Consider the following 19,058-nt stretch of genomic DNA (forward strand, 5'->3'; position numbering starts at 1 on the left):
GGCCATCGCGGGATGTTCGGGCACCCCTCCGCTGGCATTCCGCCGGGTCACCGGGTCAAGCCGACGATGGAGGCCAGCCGGGTTACGCCGGCCGCCGCCGGGCCGCCGCGGGCGATCTCGGCGATCACGGTACGGGCGTACGGCCGGTATCGGACCTCGGCGGGGGCAATGGTGTCGGCATCAAGGAGGGTATGCCCGGCGGCAGCGAGGTTGCCGGTCTGGAGATAGGCGCGGGCGGCATCGATGAGGTGGGCGGCCCGGTGCTCAGCCGGTAGTTGAGGCCAGTCGATACGACGGATGGCCCGCTCGTGCAGATAGATCGCTTCCTCTGTGTCGCCGAGGGTGAGAGCGGCGAGGGAAGATGCCAGCAACACGGCTGCGAGGCCGAAGCAGGCGTGCTGCGGATCGTCGTCGGCCAACCGGCGGTCGGCCAGGTCGGCGGCGTGTTCGAGCAGGTCCTCAGCGTTGCGGCGATCGCCGCTTCCAGCAGCGCCGAGACCCGCCTGCACCAGCAGCATTCCGCGTACGGCGTCGTCTTTGGTGGTGTCGGCCGCCGCGACACAGGCGGTCAGGGCCAGCCGGTCGCGGCCGAGGGCTCGCAGTGCCTGGGCCACCGCGATGGTAGCGGTTCCGGTGCGGGTGGGGTCCGCTTCTGCGGCGGTGACCGCACGGTCGGCGGCGAGCCAGGCAAGGTCGGCTTCACCGAGCTTGACCAGCACCGATGCGGTGATCCGATATGTCGGCACCAGCAGCATGGGGGCACCGTGGGCGGTGTCGAGCAGGTCGGGGAGGGATCGCAGTAGCTGTGCGTGATGGGCGTGCTGGTAGGTCAACCAGGCGTGCGCTAGGTGCCGCTCCATCTGGTCGCCCTGAACAGCCCGGGACCGTGGCCGGTGGTAGCGGGCCAGCGTGGCACGGACCGCGTCAATCCCGTCCAGGCTGGTCGCCGTCGACGGCGGGGGCTGGCGGGGGCCCAGCAGGATCGCCGGGTCGACGTGGAGCACCTCGGCGATCTCCTGGATCACCGAGTATCGGTCCAGCGCACGGACGCCGCGTTCTACCTTGTCCACCCAACTCTTCGACTTGCCGAGCCGGTCGGCGAATACCTGCTGGGTCATCCGGCGGCGTACCCGCCAGCGGGCCACCTGCCGCCCGATCGGCAACTCGGCGCGGTCCCGCTGCCCCGGGCAGGTCATCTGTCCTGCTCCGTGGACCGACAGAGGGCCTCCGTGGACTCGCCGCAGCGCGGGCACCAGCGGGACTTGACCCGGAACCCAAGCAGCCCGACCAGGAAGCCCGGAAGCAGTCCCCCGAACACCATCGACACCACTGCGGGAACCGCAAAATCTCTCATCCTGGCCTCCTCCGAGAGACATCAAGTGGCCTGGGCCAGCCCAGACGGTGGGTTCATCAGGTCCGGTGCCTGCTGCAATCCGGCCCGAGAGGACAACTGAGCAGGCACCGGACGTGTGCCCTTCCCGGTGCGACCCGAGGATGAACACGACGGCAGCTTAATCAACTATGTCTACTTGGTCTAGCTTGCTCGACATAGTTGATGCAGGTTTCTCAAAGTGATCTACTCGGGGTGCGACCCGAGGAGTGCAGATGCCCGCCAAGTACGAGCGGGTGGCCGAGGCCATCCGCGAGCAGATCCGGACCGGCCAACTCGCCGTGGGGGACAAACTTCCGTCCACCACCGAACTGAAGGCCGAGTACGACGTGTCCTACGGATCGATCCGTGGAGCAATGCTGGTCCTCAAGACCGAGGGCCTGGTCGAGGGGCGCCAGGGCGAGGGCGTCTACGTGAAGGCAGTGCCGGCAGACTGATCCTGCCCGTCGAAACAGGCAGGCCCTCGGAGACGCCCTGTTTCTGTGGAGATCTGTTGCTGCTGGAGCGACAACAAATCTCCACGATCCTGATGTTCTCCCAGGCAGGCCGACGACGCGTTGCTCGACGGTCAGCCGGGGACCCGTTCGCGCGGCGCGTTCGGCAGTGCCGTCGATCGCTACGGTCGAATCATGGCGCGTTCTGTGCGGATTGCGTATCCAGCGGCACTGCTGATCCTGGTCGTTGTCGGATCGATCGCGGATCTGCCGGTCTGGCAGGCGGCCCTCATGGGGGCGGCCGCGATGACGCCGATCCTCGTTGTCGACCTCGTCCTGACGCGCACCGACAGGAGTGAATGATCGGGCGTGGGCAGTAGCCGTCATCCCGCCGGACCGCCATCGGTGGCGTGCCGCCGACCGCCCTGCGCCGTCGGGGTCGCCCTCAGTCGGGGACGTGGACGGGGACGGTGGTGACCACCACGCCGGGCAGGGCGCGCAGGGCCCGACGCAGCCGCTGGCCGGTACGGCTGTGCAGCAGGCGGTGCCCCGGTCGGCGCAGCACCACCTCCGGCACCACCACGGTCAGCACCAGTTCCGGCGCGGCGGCGTGCAGCGCCTCCAGGTAGTGCGCCAGCGGCCCGACCACCGCCCGGTACGGCGAGACGATCGTCTCCAGCCGGACGTGGTCCCCCCAGGCCCGCCACTGCTTCCGGAACCGGTCCGCCTCGGCGTCCTCCGGGGCGAGGTGCACCGCGAGCGTCGGCCGCCCCAGCGACACGGCGTACGCCAAGGCGCGCATGGAGGCGCGGTTGAGGCGTACCACCGGGACCACCACCAGGTGGCGCAGCTCCTGCGGCAGTTCCTCGCCCTCGACGGGCCGGGCGGCCGGTGCGCCGGGCGGGCCGGCGGCGGGCTCGGGCGGCCCGGCGGCGGCCGGCGGGGCGGGGACGGGAGATGGAGGGCGCAGGGCCAGGGCGGCGTGCAGGATGCGGTAGTGCCGGTGGATCCGGTGGAAGAGCAGCACCAGCAGCGGCACGGCGACCACCACCACCCAGGCACCCTCGGTGAACTTCGCCACCGCCGCGGTGAGCAGCACCAGACCGGACAGGACCGCGCCGACGCCGTTGACCGCCGCCCGCCGCCGCCAGCCACCGCCGCGGTGCCGCCGCCAGTGCACCACCATGCCGCTCTGCGACAGGGTGAAGGCGAGGAACACCCCCACCGCGTACAACGGGATCAGTTTCTCCGTGTGGCCGCCGAACGCCACGAACACCACGATCGCCGTCCCGGCCAGCGCGACCAGGCCGTTGCCGAAGGCCAGCCGGTCGCCCAGGTGCAGGAAGCGGCGGGGGGCGTGACCGGCTCGGGCCATGAAGAACAGCAGCCGGGGAAAGTCGTTGAACGCGGTGTTCGCGGCCAGTAGCAGGATCAGCGCGGTGGTCACCTGGACGACCGCGTACCAGGGGCCGGTGGGGAAGGTCACCCGGGCGAGCTGGGACAGCAGCGTCTCGCCCGGTCGGGGCACCAGCCCGGCCAGGTGGATCAGCAGGGTCAGCCCGGCGAACAGGACCACCAGCATCGCCACCATCCAGGTCAGCGTGGTGCGCGCGTTGCGCCACTCCGGCGTATGGAACGCGGGCACCGCGTTGGAGACGGCCTCGATGCCGGTCATCGACACCGCCCCGGAGGCGAACGCCCGCAGTACCAGCAGCAGCCCCAGCCCCTGGGTCGCCGGCACCACCGGCGGGGCCACCGGCGCGAAACCCCGGCCCGCCGCCCGCAGGTAGCCGACCACGAGCAACCCCACCACGGCGGCCACGAAGGCGTACGTCGGCAGGACGAACAGGTTGCCGGCGGCGCGTACCCCGCGCAGGTTGCCGGCGAGCAGCAGCAGGATCACCAGCACCCCGAGCGGCACGGCGAACGGCGTCAGCCCCGGCAGCGCCGAGGTGATCGCGTGCACGCCCGCCGCGATCGACACCGACACGGTCAGCACGTAGTCGAGCATCAGCCCGGCGGCGGCGGTCAACCCCGCGCCGACCCCCAGGTTGTCCCCCGCCACCAGGTACGACCCGGCACCGTGCGGGTACGCCGGGATGGTCTGCCGGTACGAGATCCCGACGGCGACCATCAGCAGCACCAGCCCCGCCGACAGGGGCAGCGCCAGGCCCAGCGCCCCGCTGCCGGCCAGCACCAGCACGGTCAGCAACGCCTCCGGCCCGTACGCGACCGAGCTGAGCAGGTCGGAGGAGAGCACCGGCAGGGCCACCAGTTTGCGCATCCGCTCGTGCAGCACGGCGGCGCTGGCCAGCGGCGGGCCGAGGAGCACCCGGCGGACCCGGCCCAGCCGCCGGCCCAGGGGGGAGTCCGGCTGGTCGGCCGGTTCGGCGGCGACCAGGCCGTCCCGTCCGGCCGGTGCCCCCGGTGCCGGCCGGAACAGCGCGATCGGGGCCAGCCGGCTGAACCGGCCCGGGGTGGGGCGGTTCCGGTAGCGGTCCAGGGTCGGGTCGACCGGCAGGGCGGGTGGCGCGCCGACCCGCCAGTGCGCGCCGACCCGGCGCAGGGCGTCCAGCTCCGCCGACGTGAGCGGCGGGAACTCGGCCGACGGGGTGACCACGGTGCCGCCACGGTCGTCGTCCGCGCTGCACCCCGCCATCGCCCACCTCCCCCCGCACTCTCACGCGCGGACGGGTCCCGTGCCCGCCGTTCGGGCGGAATCGCGACGAACGGACCGCGCCGGGTAACCGGGCCGGACGGGCGGTCAGGGTGCCGGTGGGGCGGCGTCGGCGGGCAGCGCCGCCGGGGTGGCACGCCGGCCCGCACGGGCACCGCCGAGCACCACCACGACCACCCCGGCGAGCAGCAGCGTCAACCCGGGCAGCGCGTACGGGCGGGGCAGCTGCCCCAGCCAGGCCCAGGCGATCAGCGCGGCCCCGGGGGCCTCCAGCAGGATCAGCACGCTGATCGTCGTCGCCGACACCCGGCGCAGTGCGTGGTTGAACATCGAGTGGCCGAGCAGTTGCGCCCCCACCACCAGCCCGACGATCGCCACCCAGGTGCTGGTGCCCCAGCCGTGCAGCCGTACCCCGCCGACCAGGCAGACCAGCAGCAGGATCGCCGCGCACACCCCGTAGCAGATGGTGGTGTAGGTGGTGGTGCTGATGGTGGCGCGGGCGCGTTCCCCGAACGCGGTGTAGACGGCGGCGAACATCCCGCCGACGACCGCGAGCAGGTCACCGGCGAGGGCCCGGCCGGAGACCCCGACGTCCGCGCCGGTCGCCAGCACCGCGCCGGTCACCGCCACCCCGATGCCGACCCAGACGGGGTACGACAAGCGCCGGCCCTGCCAGCGGGCGATCAGCCCCTGCCAGACCGGTTGGGTGGCGCCCAGCGCGGTGGCCGCCGCGACCGAGGTGAGCTGGGCGCTCGGCATCCAGGTGGCGAAGTGCGCGGCCAGCGCCACCCCGGACAGCACGCAGTACCAGCCCTCGCGGCGGCCCGCCCCCACGGTCAGGGCGCGCAGCTCAGCGCGGCGGCGGGCCAGCGTGAACGGGGCGAGCACGGTGACCGCGAGCAGGTTCCGCCAGCACGCCACGGCCAGCGCCGGTGCCGCCGCGAAGGCGATCAGCGGGGCCGACGACGAGACCGAGGCGACGGCGAGCACGAGGACGCCCACGGTGAGCGGGTCGACGGGCGGGCGCGGCGGCGGTGCGGCGGAGGACACGGTGGGTCATCCTCACACGGGCGGCGACGGTCGGGGGGACGCCGGGCGGCGGGTCGACCCTGCCGGGCGGTGCTCCGGGGCGCTGGTCGGCGGTGCCCGGCGGCGACGGCCGGCGGGTCAGCGGCGGCGCACGCGGTGCAGGCGGAACGGCTTGCGGGTGGCCCGGACCACGGCCGCGCCCCGGGGTTCGGCCGCCAGCGAGGTGTCCGGCAGGGCGTCCCCGGCGTCCGGCGGGCCGTCCGGGGCGAGCCGGGTCAGCGCGCAGCCGTCGGCCGCCCAGCGGGCCACCAGGTCGGCGGTCGGACCGGAGGCGTTGAGCCGCTTCGCCGCCACCAGCGGTGCGGAGGTCTCCCACTCCGGGCTGCCGGGGGCCAGCCGGGTCACCCGCGCCGGCCAGGTCACGATGCGCCCGCCGTGGTCGCCGCGCAGGGTCACCCGGGCGGTGGCGGCGTCGGCCAGCCCCGGCGCGGTCTGCTCCCCCGGCCCACTGACCACGAACAACGACCCCTCCAGGGGTACGCACCACAGCGCGACCGCCGGCCCGTCGCCGACCCCCACCCAGGCCACGGCGGCCTTCTTGATCGCCTCGTCGACCAGTGGCGTCGACCGGGGAGCGTCCACCTCGTCCGTCACACCCGCATCCTCTCGCAGCTCCCACCCGGTCGGCACCCGACCGGCACCGCCGCCCCGGACGGTGACGGCGGTGGCCCGGTTACCCGACGAACGGCGGGACCAGGATCTCGCCCCGGGCGACCGGCATCACCTGACCGGTCACCGTCGTGCCGACCGCCGTGCCGTCCTCGGCGGTCACCGTGCAGGCCAGGGCGGACGGGCGGCCGATCTCCACGCCCTGCCGGACGGCGTACCCGCTGCGGCCGACGCCGGGGAGCAGGCCGCTGGCGACCAGCCACACGCCCAGCCCCAGGGCGGCCGAGCCGGTTGCCGGATCCTCGGGCACCCCGAGCCCCGGCACGAAGACCCGGGCGTGGGCGGTACGCGTGTCGGCGTCCCAGGAGAAGACGCTGACGTGCTCCACCCCGTACCGCTGGGCGGCGGACGTGTTGACCCGGGCGCGGGCCACCGCGTCGGGGTGCACCGGCAGGTAGGGGAACTCCAGCCCGCAGCCGGCCACCCGGGGGGCCGGGCCGGCGTGGTCGGCCGCGGTGAGCCCGGCCATCTCCAGCAGCGGTTCCGGGTCGAGTTCCGGCCCGAGGGTGGGGGTGCCGCCGGTCAGGGTGGCACCGGTCGCGGTCACCTCGATCGGCAGCACCCCGGCGTGGCACTCCTGGCTGACCGACCCGGCGGGGAACAGGCCCCGGCGGCTGGCGGTGACCGCCGCGCCGACGCTGGGGTGACCGGCGAAGGGCAGCTCCCCGGTCGGGGTGAAGATCCGGGCCCGGTAGGTGGCGCCCACCTGGGTCGGCGGCAGCACGAAAACCGTCTCCGACAGGTTGAACTCCATCGCCAGCACCTGCATCTGCTCGGTGGCCAGCGCTTCGGCGCCGAACACCACGGCCAGGGGGTTGCCGGCGAACGGGCGGTCGGTGAAGACGTCCACGATCTCGTAGGCCAGGGTCGACATGGTGATAAACATTAGGCGCTTAGGCTGGTGGCCGTGAGCACGCCGAACCGGGTCTACATCGCTCGACTCGCCGGAGTCGCCGTCTTCGACCCGAACGGCGACCAGGTGGGGCGGGTCCGCGACGCCGTGGCCCGGATCCGGCCGACCCAGCGTCCGCCCGAGGTGGTGGGGCTGGTGGCCGAGATGCCGATGCGCCGCCGGATCTTCCTGTCCATCAACCGGATCACCTCCATCGACGCCGACGCGATCGTGCTCGGCAGCGGCACCCTCAACCTGCGCCGCTTCTCCAAACGCCCCAACGAGTTGCTGGTCCTCCAGGAACTGCTGGACCGGCGGGTGCAGCTCGAACCGGGCGGCCAACCCGGCGCGGTCGTCGACGTGGCGATGGAGTGCAGCCGGGGCGGCGAGTGGTCGTTGTCCCGGGTCGCCGTCCGCGAGCAGACCAGCCGGTTGACCCGCCGGGGCCACCTGCACCAGGTGGACTGGGACCGGGTACGCGGGCTCAGTGGCATCGCCGACAACCGGGGTACGGCCAACCTGCTGGCCGTACTGGAGGACATGCGCCCCGCCGACCTGGCGAACGCGCTGCAGGATCTGCCCGACGCCCGGCGCAACGAGGTCGCGGCGGCCCTCGACGACGAACGTCTCGCCGACGTGCTCAGCGAACTGCCCGAACGCGACCAGGTGGAGATCCTCGCCGCGCTGGACCGGGAACGGGCCGCCGACGTGCTGGAGGAGATGGACCCGGACGACGCCGCCGACCTGCTCAACGAGCTGCCCCCGCCCGAGCAGGACGTGCTGCTCGACCTGATGGAGCCGGACGAGGCCGACCCGGTCCGTCAGCTGCTCAAGTACACCTCCGGTACGGCGGGCAGCGTGATGACCTCCGAGCCGGTGATCCTGCCGCCGGACGCCACGGTCGCCGAGGCGCTGGCCCGGATCAGGGAGGAGCAGCTCTCCCCGGCGATCGCCGCGCAGGTCTTCGTGACCCGTGCCCCGATGACCACGCCGACCGGCCGTTACCTGGGCATCGTGCACTTCCAGCGGCTGCTGCGCGAACCCCCGGCCGACCTGCTCGGCGGGGTGGTGATCAACGACATCGACCCGCTGCGGCCGACCACCCCGCTGCCGGAGATAACCCGCCGGATGGCCACCTACGACCTAGTGGCGATGCCGGTGGTCGACCGGAACAACCGGCTGGTCGGCGCGGTCACCGTCGACGACGTGCTCGACCACTCGCTGCCCCGGGACTGGCGGGACCGCGACGCCGTGTCCGCCCCGGGCGCGGACGAGGCGGAGCCGCACACCTCACCGGTAGGCGGTGACTCCGATGGCTGACCAGCGGCGGACCGAGCGGTTGGACCAGCCGCGGGAGCCCCGGGGCGTCACGCTGCCCCGGTTCGACCCGGAGGCGTTCGGCCGCTGGTCGGAGGGGATCGCCCGGGGCATGGGCACGGCGAACTTCATCGTCTACATGACGGTGGTGATCGCGCTGTGGTTCGGCTGGAACACCCTGGCCCCGGCGGACCTGCGCTTCGACCCGTACACGTTCACGTTCCTGACCCTGGTGCTGTCGTTGCAGGCGTCGTACGCGGCCCCGCTGATCCTGCTCGCGCAGAACCGGCAGACCGACCGGGACCGGGTTGCGCTGGAGGAGGACCGTCGCCGGGCGACCATGCAGAAGGCGGACACCGAGTACCTGGCCCGGGAGGTGGCCGCGCTGCGGATCGCCCTGGGTGAGGTGGCGACCCGGGACTTCCTCCGTTCGGAGCTGGCCCGGCTGGCCGAGGAGCTGGACGCGGCGGCGCAGCGGCGGCAGAAGCGGGAGGCGCGGCAGCCGGAACGACCGGTCGCGCGGGGTGAGGGCCGTTCCGGGGGCGAACCACCGCTCGACGAGCCGCGCGACGATCTGGACGGCGACTACGCCCGCGACGGCCACCGCCCGGAGAGCTGAGCGGGCCGGGCTGACATACCTGATCGTCCGGCTTTGTCCGGTAGGGCGGGGCGGCCCCGGTTGGTCGATCGATTCGCTCACACCCTGCCCCGCTGTTGGCGGACGCCCCGGCCGCCCGACGTAGCATTGCCCGCATGTCAGCTCCCGTCAGCACCCTCTCCGACGCGATCCAGGCCGCGCTGGCCACCGTCAACGACCCGGAGATCCGTCGGCCCATCACCGACCTCGGCATGGTCCGCTCCGCCGAGATCGGCGAGGACGGCGTGGTCCGGGTCGGGCTGCTGCTCACCGTGGCCGGCTGCCCGCTGAAGGACAAGCTGCGCGGGGACATCACCGCCGCCGTCGGCGCGGTGCCCGGGGTGGCCGGCGTGGAGATCGAGTTCGGGGTGATGAGCCCGGAGCAGCGGCAGGAGTTGCAGGGCAAGCTGCGCGGCGGCAGCGGCGGTGCCGAGCCGGTCATCCCGTTCGCCCAGCCGGGCTCCCGTACCCGGGTCTACGCGGTGGCCAGCGGCAAGGGCGGCGTCGGCAAGTCCAGCGTCACGGTCAACCTGGCCGCCGCGCTGGCCGCCCGGGGCCTGTCCGTCGGCGTGGTCGACGCCGACATCTACGGCCACTCGGTGCCCCGGATGCTCGGCGCGGAGGGCAAGCCGACCCGGGTCGAAGACATGATCATGCCGCCGCAGGCGAACGGCGTGAAGGTCATCTCGATCGGCATGTTCACCCCGGGCAACGCGGCGGTGGTGTGGCGCGGCCCGATGCTGCACCGGGCGTTGCAGCAGTTCCTCGGCGACGTCTACTGGGGTGAGCTGGACGTCCTCCTGCTCGACCTGCCCCCGGGCACCGGCGACATCGCCATCTCCGTCGCCCAGCTGCTGCCCAACGCCGAGATCCTGGTGGTGACCACCCCGCAGGCGGCGGCGGCCGAGGTCGCCGAGCGGGCCGGCGCGATCTCGTTGCAGACCCACCAGCGGATCGTCGGCGTCATCGAGAACATGTCCTGGCTGGAGTTGCCGGACGGGTCCCGGATGGAGGTCTTCGGCGCAGGTGGCGGCGAGGCCGTGGCCGAGTCGCTGAGCCGGACCATCGGCGCGCAGGTGCCGCTGCTGGGGCAGATCCCGATGGACACCCGGGTCCGGGAGGGCGGCGACGCCGGCACCCCGATCGTGCTGTCCGCGCCGGACGCGCCCGCCGCGAAGGCGCTGCACCAGGTGGCCGACCGGCTGGCGGTACGCCGCGAGTCGCTGCTCGGCAAGTCGCTGGGCCTCAAGCCCGCCGGACGCTGACCGCCGGGCCCGGCACCCCCGGGCCTGATCCACTCACCTGAGCCGATGCTGCGGTATCCCCAGCCGGGGATACCGCCATCGTCGCTGCATTGCAACAGCCCACCCGACGGTGGTCCGGACCGGACGCGGGTCAGGTGGCGTCGTCGTAGCTGGGGCGGGGGGCCGGGGCGGGCGCGGAGGCGGTGCTCGTCGCGGTGCCCTTGCGGGCCGCCGCCCTCGGGTCGATCCGGTCGGCGACACCCTTGAGTTCCTCGTGCACCCCGGTGACGTCCGCCCGCAGGTCGTCGTAGACGCTCTGGAGGGGCTTGCGGATCGCCTGCTCGTCCTCCTCGCTGAGCAGGTGCTTGCGGATGAACGCCTTCGGGTGGAGGTCCTCCAGCTGGATGTCGGTGCCCAGCTCACGACTCAGGTCGCCGGTCGCGTTGCGGGCCATCGCACGCAGGTTGCGTACCAGCCGCAGGCCGTCGCTGATGACGTTGGGCAGCCGGTCCCCGAAGATCAGCAGTGCCAGGAGCAGCAGGACGCCGATCTCCCACCAGTTCAGGTTGTCGAGCACCGCGGGGCCTCCTCGTCACGTCGACCCAAGCCTACGCACGTCAGGGCCCGGTCCGGGAGGGGGTGAACGGCCCTCACTTGGCGTCCGCGGCGAGCGTCACCGAGGCGTTCTGCCGGGTCGACCCGCGCCGGTACTCCACCGTCACCACCGACCCGGGGGCGAACTTGCGGACCAGGGCGATCAGATCGGTCGGCTCGTTCATCGGCCGGCCGTTGAGCCGGAGCACGACGTCCCCGGCCTTCAACCCCGCCCCGGCGGCCGGACCGGCCGGCTCCACGGCCGCCAGCCGCACCCCCACACCAGCCCGGGTGGCCGTGCCGGTGCCGGCGACCTGGGCCCCGATCACGGTACGCCGGGCCTTGCCCGTGCCGATGATGTCCTGGGTGATCCGTTTCGCCTGGTTGATCGGGATGGCGAAGGCGAGCCCGATGTTCCCCGCCTCCTGCCCCTCCGCCACCAGCGACTTGATCGTCGAGTTCACCCCGATCACCCGACCGGCCGAGTCGACCAGCGGGCCACCGGAGTTGCCGTGGTTGACCGCCGCGTCGGTCTGGATCGCCGCGTAGTAGCGGACCGGCCCGCCCGGCTCCCCCGCCTGCATGGTGCGGTCCAGCGCGCTGATGATGCCGGCGGTGACCGTGTTCGCCAGGGACAGCGGCGAACCGATGGCCAGCACCGGGTCGCCCACCGCGAGCGCGTCGGAGTCACCGAACTCGATCGGCCGCAACCCCGTACGGTTCACCTTGATCACCGCGATGTCCGACTCCGGGTCCTGCCCGACCACCGTCGCCGCAGAGCTGCTGCCGTCGTTGAAGGTCACCGACGCCCGGCCGGTGCCGTCGGCGACCACGTGGTCGTTGGTGACCACGTAGCCGTCGGTGCTGACGATGAACCCGGACCCCTCGCTGGTGCCGGCCGGACCGGCCACCCGGATCGTCACCACGCTGGGCAGGACCCGGCCGGCGACCCCGGCCAGCGAGTCCGGGCGACGCTGGGCCAGCGCGGGCCCCTCGGCCGGGCCGGCCCCCAGGGTGACCCCGCCACCGACACCGCCACGCACCGCGAAGGCGTACCCGAGGGCACCACCCAGGGTGCCGGCGAGCAACGCGACGATCAGCGGCACGAGCAGCAGTTGGCGCAGCCGTGGCCCGCCGGGCGCATCCGGGTCGGTGACCGGCTCCGGCGCGGCCCCGGTGGCCGGCACGCCCGGCAGCACGACCGCCGCCGGGGCGTACGGGTCCCGCCAGGGGTCGGCGAGCGCGTCCGACCACCATGGCGACGTCGACCCGCCGTACGGTGCAGCCGACCCGCCGTACGGCGTCGTCGGGGCCGTCTGCGGCGGACCGGGCGGCGGTCCCGCCGAACCCGGAGTCCCGCCGGGCGCTCGCCACTCCCAGCCGTCGGTCACGTCGGTGCCTCCCAGTCGTCCCCCGGTGCCCCGGGCCACGACCGGGGGTGGCGGTCACGGCGCAGGGGGCACCCCGTCCAGGATTGCACGGATGCGCCGGGCGGAGTCAGCTCTTGTCCGCCCGTACCCGTCCACCGCCCGGCTCCGCGCCACCCGGACCGGCGCCGTACCCCGTCGACTCCGGCGCCGCGGCGTCACCGGGGCCGGCACGGGTGGACTCGCGGCCGAAGGAGCCTCGCCTCTAGGCTCATAGCGCCCACCCGCTCCGCGTACCATCGCCACCGCCCGGAGGTGTCCCATCGCCACGGTCGCCAGTTCCGGCAGCCCGACGGCGCAGTCGTTGCAGTTCGCCGAGTCGTACGTCGGCGAGGACATCGTGCTGGCCACCGCCCGCAGCCTCGCCCGGGAGGTCGGCCTCGACGCGGTCACCCCCGGCGCCGGGGCGGCGCTGCGCCTGCTCGCCGCCGCCGGCAACGCCCGCGCGGTGGTGGAGATCGGCACCGGCACCGGGGTCAGCGGGGTGTGGCTGCTGCGCGGCATGCGCGCCGACGGGGTGCTCACCACCATCGACGTCGAGGTCGAGCACCAGCGGATCGCCCGGCGGATCTTCGTCGAGGCGGGCTTCCCGTCCGGCCGTACCCGGATCATCACCGGCCGGGCGCTGGACGTGCTGCCCCGGCTCGCCGACGGCGCGTACGACCTGATCTTCGTCGACGGTGAGACGACCGGCTCGGCCGCGTACGTCGACGCCGCCCTGCGGCTGCTGCGCCCCGGTGGGGTGCTCGCCCTCAACGGCGGCTTCGCCGGCGGCCGGATCGGTGACCCGGCCGCCCGGGACGCCGAGACGGTGACCATGCGGGAGACGGTCAAGGCGATCCGGGAGGCCGAGCAGTGGATTCCGGCCCTGCTCCCGGTCGGCCACGGCCTGCTGGCCGCGGTCAAGTGCTGACCGCGACCGGGCGCTGACCGGCGGCCGGGTGCCGGCCACGGCCGGGTGCCGACCGCGTCGGGACGCAGGGCGCGGGCACCCGGCCCGGTGGCGGCTCAGTCCAGCGTCGCCAGCCAGCGCAGCAGGCCCCGGACGCCCCAGCCGGTCGCGCCCCGGGTCAGCTCCGCGTCGTCGCCGTCGGCCCAGGACGGCGCGGACATGTCGATGTGCAGCCAGCGGTCCCGCAGCTCGCCGGTGAACTCGCGCAGGTAGAGCGCGGCCATCACCGACCCGGCCCCCCGGTCCGGGGAACTGTGCCGGTCGGCCAGGTCGCTGCCGAGGTGTTCGAGGTAGTCGGCGGGCAGCGGCATCCGCCAGGCCGCCTCGCCCGCGTCGGCCACGGCGGCCAGCACGCCGGCGGCCAGCTCGTCGTTGTCGCTGTACAGCGCGCCGGTCCGCTTGCCCAGCGCCACCGCGTTCGCGCCGGTCAGGGTGGCCAGGTCGAGCAGCAGGTCGGGGCGGAGTTCCCGGGCCGCGTAGCCGAGCGCGTCGGCGAGCACCAGCCGCCCCTCGGCGTCGGAGTTGGTGCTCTCGCTGGTCGTCCCGTCGTAGTGCCGGATGACGTCGCCGGGGCGGAACGCCGAGCCGCTGACCATGTTCTCGGCCAGCGGGGTCAGGGCGGTGACCCGGACGGGCAGCCGCAGCGCCGCCGCGCCCAGGGTGGCCGCGACCACCGCCGCCGCGCCGGCCATGTCCTTGCGCATCAGCTTCATCGCCGGCACCGGCTTGATCGAGATGCCGCCGGTGTCGAAGGTGATCCCCTTGCCGACCAGGACGACGTGCTGCCGGGCGTCGGCGGGCCGCCAGTCCAGCTCGACCAGCCGGGGACCGTTGGCCGAGCCGGCGCCGACGGCGAGGATGCCGCCGAAGCCCTCGTCCGCCAGCTCCTGCGGCCCGCGTACCCGCAGGTGCAGGTCGGGGTGGTCGGCGGCGGCGTCGGCGACCTGGGCGGCGAACCACTGCGGGGTCTTCACCGCCGAGGGGGTGTTGGTCAGGTCCCGGGCGAGGCGGGTCATCGCGGCGGTGGTCCGGGCCGTCTCGACGGCCCCGGTGTACGCCTGCGGCGTGCTGGTCAGCAGGGTCACCCCGGTCAGCGCGGGCGTCGTCCCCGCCTCGGTCAGCCGGAACCGGTACGAGGCGAGCAGCAGCCCCTCCACGACGGCCCGGACGGCCCCGGCGGATGCGTCGACCGGCACCGCCAACGTGACATGTGTCTCAGCTACGGCAGCGCGGGCCAGCGCGGCACCGGCCGTCCGCCAGGCCCGTTCCCCGCCGTCGCCCACGCCGAGCAGCAGCAGCCGGGCCGGGGAACCGCCGGGGCGGAGGTGGGTCAGCGTCTCGCCCGCCCGCCCGGTCAGCCGGGCGACCGGCAGCAGCGCCCGCGCCTGTGCCCGCACCTCGTCGGTGGGCGGCGGCGCGGTGGCGACCAGCGCCGGTGCGGCGTCGTCCGGGTCGGTGGCGGCGCGGACGGGCAGGACGAGGACGTCCGACCCGTCGGGGGCGGCGGCGAGACTGATGGCGAGCACGCTGGACCGTACCTCCGGAAGAAGTTGGCGGTGCGGGACCTCGACGACCCGCTGGGGACAGACGAAGTCCCTGAGTCACCGGCGGTGCCGGTGACCCAGGGACCAGGGACCTTCCGCGCGGCACCGCGCGGAGCGTCGGCCGATCAGCCGGCAGCCGCCTTCAGCGCGTCACCGAGCGCGTTGGCCTCGTCGGGAGTCATCTCGACGACGAGCCGGCCACCGCCCTCCAGCGGGACCCGCATGACGATGCCCCGACCCTCCTTGGTGACTTCCAGCGGACCGTCGCCCGTCCGCGGCTTCATCGCCGCCATGTTGTCTCCCCTCAGACCTATACATCAGGGTCGGTGTACTGCCCCACAGCCACTTCGTGTCGACCACCCGCAAGGTACGCGGGGGCGTCGACCACGATTTTCCCTGATGAACACCGCCGGACCCAAACCGGAGCAGCATTGATGTAACAGCATCTAGCTTATCTTGAGAAGGCCTGTCACAATGTGCGGTCATGCAGGCACGGTCGGCACTCTTCGACCTGTACGGCGACCATCTCCGCACGCGGGGTGGGCGCGCACCGGTCGCCGCCCTGGTGAAGTTGCTGGCCCCGCTCGGCGTCGCTCCGCCGGCCGTCCGGACCGCCGTGTCCCGGATGGTGCGCCAGGGCTGGCTGGAGCCCCTGCGGCTCGCTTCCGGCCCGGGGTATTCGATCACACCGAAGGCGGTCCGCCGGCTCGACGAGGCCGCCGCCCGCATCTACCGCACCGGCCGGATCACCTGGGACGGGCGTTTCGACCTGCTCGTCCTGTCCACCCCGACCGCCCGGCGCGACCGGCAGCGGCTCGCCGCCAACCTCAGCTTCCTCGGCTACGGCACCCTCGACGAGCACACCTGGGTGGCGACCCGGGCCAGCGAGGACGTCGACCTGCTGCTGGAGGAGGCCGGGGTGCGCTACGAGCGGTTCACCGCCGCGCACGCCGCAGGCACCCCCGGGGCGATGGGCGTGGTCCGCCGCGCCTGGGACCTCGGCGAGATCGGACACGCCTACGAACGGTTCGTCGCCGAGCAGCGCGCACAACTCGCCGGGGTGACCGTACGCAGTGGCGACGAGGAGGCGTACGCGGCCCGGTTCCGGCTGGTGCACGCGTGGCGTACCTTCCTGTTCCAGGACCCTCAACTCCCTCCGGCACTGCTCCCCGAACGCTGGCCCGGCACCGCCGCCGCCAGCTTCTTCGACCGGCACGCCGCCCGGCTCCGGCCGGCCGCCGACCGGTACGTCGAGCAGTGCCTCGACGCCGGCAACCGGGTCCCCCGACAGAAGGGCCGTTAGAGACGTGACCGAGCCGCTGCTCGTCGACCGCACCGATGGCGTGGTCACCCTGACCATGAACCGCCCCACCGCGATGAACGCCCTCGACGTGGCGCTCAAGGAGGCGCTGCGGGACGCGCTGGCCGCGCTGGAGACCGACCGGTCCTGCCGGGCGGTGGTGCTGGCCGGGTCGGGCGGCTCGTTCAGCGCCGGCCAGGACCTGCGCGAGCACGTGCAGATCCTGGAGTCGCCGGGCCGCGACCCGCTGGACACCGTCCGGGCGCACTACAACCCGATCGCCGCCCGGCTGGCCAACCTGCCCAAGCCGGTGGTCGCCGCCGTCCGGGGCATGGCCGCCGGGGCGGGTGCCTCGCTGGCGTTCCTGGCCGACTTCCGCATCGGCGGGCCGAGGACGAAGTTCCTGATGGCGTTCGCCGGGGTGGGCCTGGCCGCCGACACCGGGGCGTCCTGGACGCTGCCCCGGCTGGTCGGCCACGCCAAGGCCGTCGAGCTGCTGATGCTCGCCGAGCCGGTCGCCGCCGACGAGGCGTGCCGGCTGGGCCTGCTCACCCGGCTGGTCGACGACGACGAGCAGGTGCTGCCCACCGCGCACGAGCTGGCCGCCCGGCTCGCCGCCGGCCCGACCGTCGCGTACGGGGCGATCAAGCGGCAGCTGTCCATCGCCGACGCGGGCACCCTCGCCGACGCCCTCGCCGCCGAGGCGCAGGCCCAGTCGATCTGTGGGGGCACCGCCGACCACCGGGCCGCCACCGTCGCCTTCGTCAACAAGCAGAAGCCGGTCTTCCAGGGCAGCTGAGCCGGGTGGGCCGGCCGGACGCGCGACGACATGCCGGCCGTCAGCGGGCCACGTACCCGCCGTCGATGGGCACCGTGTGGCCGGTGATCCAGGCCGCGTCGTCGGAGCAGAGGAAGAGCACCACGCCGGCCACGTCGTCCGGGCTGGGGATGCCGGGTTTCGGGTTGAACGACTCCATCCGGGCCCGCATCTCCGCCGGGTCCGGCGCGCTGTCGATGAAGTGCTGCACCAGCGGGGTCATCACCACCGTGGGGGCGACCGCGTTGACCCGGATGTCGCGGGCCGCGTACTCCACCGCCGCCGAGCGGGTCAGCCCGACGATGCCGGCCTTGGTGAAGGTGTACGGGGAGATGTTCTCCTGCGCCGCCAGACCGGTGGTGGACGAGGTGTTGACGATCGCGCCCCCGCCACCGCGCAGCATCGCCTCGATGCCGTACTTGAGCACGTGGAAGACCCCGTCGCCGTTGATCCGGCGGACCTTCTGCCAGTTCTCCACGTCCATCTCGTGCAGGGGCTGCTGCCGGCCGTCGATACCGGCGTTGTTGAAGATCAGGTCGATCCGGCCGTAGCGCCGCACCGCTTCGGCGACGCCCTGCTCCACCGCGTCGGCGTCACCGGTGTCGACGGTGACCGCGAGGGCGTCGGGCAGGTCGGCGGCGAGCCGTTCGGCACCCTCGGTGTTGATGTCGGCGACCACCACCCGGGCGCCCTCGGCGGCGAACCGCCGGGCGGTGGCCTCGCCGAGCCCGGAGGCACCACCGGTGACGAATGCGACCTTGTCCTGGAACCGCATCGGCCCTCCCTCGACCGGCCGACCGGGCGTCGGCACCGGTGCGCCATACCCGGTGGGCGGGCGGCTAGTCGTCCTCCTCCGGGTCCTGGTTGGCCTCGACACCCAGCACGAACGCCTGCATGGCCAGCTCGTCGCCGCTGGGCGAGACGTACGCGGGCAGCTCGGCCGGGCCCAGCTCCTGCACGTACGACCAGAAGAGCCGGACCGCCTCGGCCCGCGACTCGGCCTCGATCGGCAGGTCGAGGCTGACCAGCCAGGTCCGGCGCGACGGCGGCGGGCCGAGCCGGTCGACCAGCTCCCGGTAGGTCCCCGGGTCGAGCGGGGTGACCGGGCCGGCTGGGGACACCTGCCCGGCCGGCACGGGCGCATCGAACGACCGTCGGGTGTAGGTCACCAGCAGCGCCCGCCCGTCGTGGCGGGCCACCCGGCCCAGCGCCACCAGCCGGGGCGGCCCGTCGGCCAGCACCGCCACCCGGTCACCGGGACGCGGGGCGGGCCCACCGGCCGGGACGGCCAGCTCCAGGGTGTCGTGGTGGACGAGGCGTTCGGCGTCGTGCCGCCCGGCCGGGAGCAGCACCGCCCAGGTGTCGCCGCCCGGCCCGCCGTCGACGCCCGTCGGGTCGGTGCTGCGGTGGTCGGTAACGGTCATGCCCCCATCCCATCACGGGCGACGGCGGTGCCGGCGTGGCAGCCCGCGAGATGGTCGTCGACCATGCCGGTGGCCTGCATCAGCGCGTACGCCGTGGTGGGGCCGACGAAGCGGAAGCCCTGCTTCTTGAGCGCCCTGGCCAGCGCGACGGACTCCGGGGTCGACGCCGGCACCTCGGCGAACGACGCGGGCCGGGCCGGCCGGGGCGGTGGCGCGTACGACCAGAGCAGCGCGGAGAGCCCGTCGGGCAGGGTCAGCGCGGCACGGGCGTTGGCGATCGCCGCCTCGATCTTGGCGCGGTTGCGGACGATGCCCGCGTCGGCGAGCAGCCGGGTCACGTCCGCGTCGCCGAACGCGGCGACCCGCTCGATCCGGAAGCCGGCGAAGGCGAGCCGGAACGACTCACGTTTGCGCAGGATGGTCAGCCAGGACAGCCCGGACTGGAACGCCTCCAGGGTGAGCCGTTCGTAGAGGGCGTCGTCGCCGCGCAGCGGGCGGCCCCACTCGGTGTCGTGGTAGATCGCGTAGTCCGGGGTGCTCGCCCCCCAGGCACAGCGGGGCAGGCCGTCGGGGCCGGTCACCAGGTCAGTCACCCGTCACACGCTAGGCCAGGGCCCTGACATGCGGCGTCGGGGCAGGGGGTGGCGTGGC

20 protein-coding genes are annotated in these 19,058 nt (G+C 73.9%); 8 read left to right on the forward strand and 12 right to left on the reverse strand.

Going from position 1 to position 19,058, the window contains the following annotated elements; translation table 11 throughout:
* Positions 1–47: 47 nt before the first annotated feature.
* A complete protein-coding gene (locus tag ACN260_RS26030; protein ID WP_422756834.1) occupies positions 48–1,196 on the reverse strand; it encodes a helix-turn-helix domain-containing protein in 1,149 nt (382 codons plus the stop codon).
* 409 nt (positions 1,197–1,605) lie between these two features.
* On the opposite strand from ACN260_RS26030, the gene ACN260_RS26035 reads away from it, so the two are divergent.
* Together ACN260_RS26035 and ACN260_RS26040 are read left to right on the forward strand one after the other, a co-directional pair.
* Positions 1,606–1,827, forward strand: a complete 222-nt coding sequence (locus ACN260_RS26035; protein WP_357928933.1) for a FadR/GntR family transcriptional regulator — start codon at positions 1,606–1,608, stop codon at positions 1,825–1,827.
* A 192-nt stretch (positions 1,828–2,019) separates the two neighbouring features.
* Positions 2,020–2,187 (forward strand): hypothetical protein, encoded by a 168-nt coding sequence (locus ACN260_RS26040; protein WP_422753482.1) that lies wholly within the window; start codon positions 2,020–2,022, stop codon positions 2,185–2,187.
* Between the two features lie 82 nt (positions 2,188–2,269).
* On the opposite strand, the gene ACN260_RS26045 is transcribed toward ACN260_RS26040, so the two are convergent.
* From ACN260_RS26045 to ACN260_RS26060, 4 genes are all read right to left on the reverse strand, one after another.
* Positions 2,270–4,483 (reverse strand): APC family permease, encoded by a 2,214-nt coding sequence (locus tag ACN260_RS26045; RefSeq protein ID WP_422753483.1) that lies wholly within the window; start codon positions 4,481–4,483, stop codon positions 2,270–2,272.
* A gap of 105 nt (positions 4,484–4,588) precedes the next feature.
* Entirely contained in the window at positions 4,589–5,551 is a 963-nt protein-coding gene (locus ACN260_RS26050) for a DMT family transporter (RefSeq protein WP_422753484.1), read from the reverse strand.
* 117 nt (positions 5,552–5,668) lie between these two features.
* Positions 5,669–6,202: a hypothetical protein gene (locus ACN260_RS26055; protein ID WP_422756835.1), complete on the reverse strand. Its 534-nt coding sequence runs from the start codon at positions 6,200–6,202 to the stop codon at positions 5,669–5,671.
* Between the two features lie 61 nt (positions 6,203–6,263).
* Entirely contained in the window at positions 6,264–7,133 is an 870-nt protein-coding gene (locus tag ACN260_RS26060; protein WP_422753485.1) for a PhzF family phenazine biosynthesis protein, read from the reverse strand.
* A gap of 33 nt (positions 7,134–7,166) precedes the next feature.
* Between ACN260_RS26060 and ACN260_RS26065 the strand changes: the two genes are divergently transcribed.
* The 3 genes from ACN260_RS26065 to ACN260_RS26075 all read left to right on the forward strand — a co-directional run bounded on the left by ACN260_RS26065 (position 7,167) and on the right by ACN260_RS26075 (position 10,370).
* Positions 7,167–8,471, forward strand: coding sequence for a magnesium transporter MgtE N-terminal domain-containing protein (locus ACN260_RS26065; protein WP_422753486.1), 1,305 nt, complete (start codon positions 7,167–7,169; stop codon positions 8,469–8,471).
* Positions 8,464–9,087: a DUF1003 domain-containing protein gene (locus ACN260_RS26070; protein ID WP_422753487.1), complete on the forward strand. Its 624-nt coding sequence runs from the start codon at positions 8,464–8,466 to the stop codon at positions 9,085–9,087. The genes ACN260_RS26065 and ACN260_RS26070 overlap by 8 nt, the downstream gene beginning before the upstream one ends.
* A 134-nt stretch (positions 9,088–9,221) precedes the next feature.
* On the forward strand, positions 9,222–10,370 hold the full coding sequence (locus ACN260_RS26075) for an Mrp/NBP35 family ATP-binding protein (protein WP_422753488.1): 1,149 nt from the start codon (positions 9,222–9,224) through the stop codon (positions 10,368–10,370).
* Between the two features lie 130 nt (positions 10,371–10,500).
* On the opposite strand, the gene ACN260_RS26080 is transcribed toward ACN260_RS26075, so the two are convergent.
* Both ACN260_RS26080 and ACN260_RS26085 read right to left on the reverse strand, forming a co-directional pair.
* Entirely contained in the window at positions 10,501–10,926 is a 426-nt protein-coding gene (locus ACN260_RS26080) for a preprotein translocase subunit TatB (RefSeq protein WP_204927356.1), read from the reverse strand.
* A 73-nt stretch (positions 10,927–10,999) separates the two neighbouring features.
* Positions 11,000–12,349: a S1C family serine protease gene (locus tag ACN260_RS26085; RefSeq protein ID WP_422756836.1), complete on the reverse strand. Its 1,350-nt coding sequence runs from the start codon at positions 12,347–12,349 to the stop codon at positions 11,000–11,002.
* Positions 12,350–12,674: 325 nt separating this feature from the next.
* Here ACN260_RS26085 and ACN260_RS26090 point away from each other — a divergent pair, with 325 nt between their 5' ends.
* Entirely contained in the window at positions 12,675–13,283 is a 609-nt protein-coding gene (locus ACN260_RS26090) for an O-methyltransferase (RefSeq protein WP_204927355.1), read from the forward strand.
* Positions 13,284–13,378: 95 nt separating this feature from the next.
* On the opposite strand, the gene ACN260_RS26095 is transcribed toward ACN260_RS26090, so the two are convergent.
* The gene (locus ACN260_RS26095; protein ID WP_422753489.1) at positions 13,379–14,848 is read right to left on the reverse strand and encodes a leucyl aminopeptidase family protein; all 1,470 of its coding nucleotides are present in this window, start codon (positions 14,846–14,848) and stop codon (positions 13,379–13,381) included.
* Between the two features lie 143 nt (positions 14,849–14,991).
* Positions 14,992–15,159: a DUF3117 domain-containing protein gene (locus tag ACN260_RS26100; protein WP_007455245.1), complete on the reverse strand. Its 168-nt coding sequence runs from the start codon at positions 15,157–15,159 to the stop codon at positions 14,992–14,994.
* A gap of 191 nt (positions 15,160–15,350) precedes the next feature.
* Between ACN260_RS26100 and ACN260_RS26105 the strand changes: the two genes are divergently transcribed.
* Positions 15,351–16,169: a PaaX family transcriptional regulator C-terminal domain-containing protein gene (locus ACN260_RS26105; RefSeq protein WP_088647021.1), complete on the forward strand. Its 819-nt coding sequence runs from the start codon at positions 15,351–15,353 to the stop codon at positions 16,167–16,169.
* A 4-nt stretch (positions 16,170–16,173) separates the two neighbouring features.
* Positions 16,174–16,965, forward strand: coding sequence for an enoyl-CoA hydratase/isomerase family protein (locus ACN260_RS26110; protein ID WP_422753490.1), 792 nt, complete (start codon positions 16,174–16,176; stop codon positions 16,963–16,965).
* A 40-nt stretch (positions 16,966–17,005) separates the two neighbouring features.
* Here ACN260_RS26110 and ACN260_RS26115 read toward each other — a convergent pair whose 3' ends face one another.
* The 3 genes from ACN260_RS26115 to ACN260_RS26125 form a co-directional block, all read right to left on the reverse strand.
* Entirely contained in the window at positions 17,006–17,758 is a 753-nt protein-coding gene (locus ACN260_RS26115; RefSeq protein ID WP_422753491.1) for an SDR family NAD(P)-dependent oxidoreductase, read from the reverse strand.
* A gap of 64 nt (positions 17,759–17,822) precedes the next feature.
* A complete protein-coding gene (locus tag ACN260_RS26120) occupies positions 17,823–18,407 on the reverse strand; it encodes a hypothetical protein (RefSeq protein ID WP_422753492.1) in 585 nt (194 codons plus the stop codon).
* Complete coding sequence (locus ACN260_RS26125) at positions 18,404–19,000, reverse strand: DNA-3-methyladenine glycosylase I (RefSeq protein WP_422753493.1); 597 nt, start codon at positions 18,998–19,000, stop codon at positions 18,404–18,406. The genes ACN260_RS26120 and ACN260_RS26125 overlap by 4 nt, the downstream gene beginning before the upstream one ends.
* Positions 19,001–19,058 lie beyond the last annotated feature (58 nt).

The sequence above is a fragment of the Micromonospora sp. WMMD708 genome (assembly GCF_049315245.1).
GTDB classification, from domain to species: Bacteria; Actinomycetota; Actinomycetes; order Mycobacteriales; family Micromonosporaceae; genus Micromonospora; species Micromonospora wenchangensis.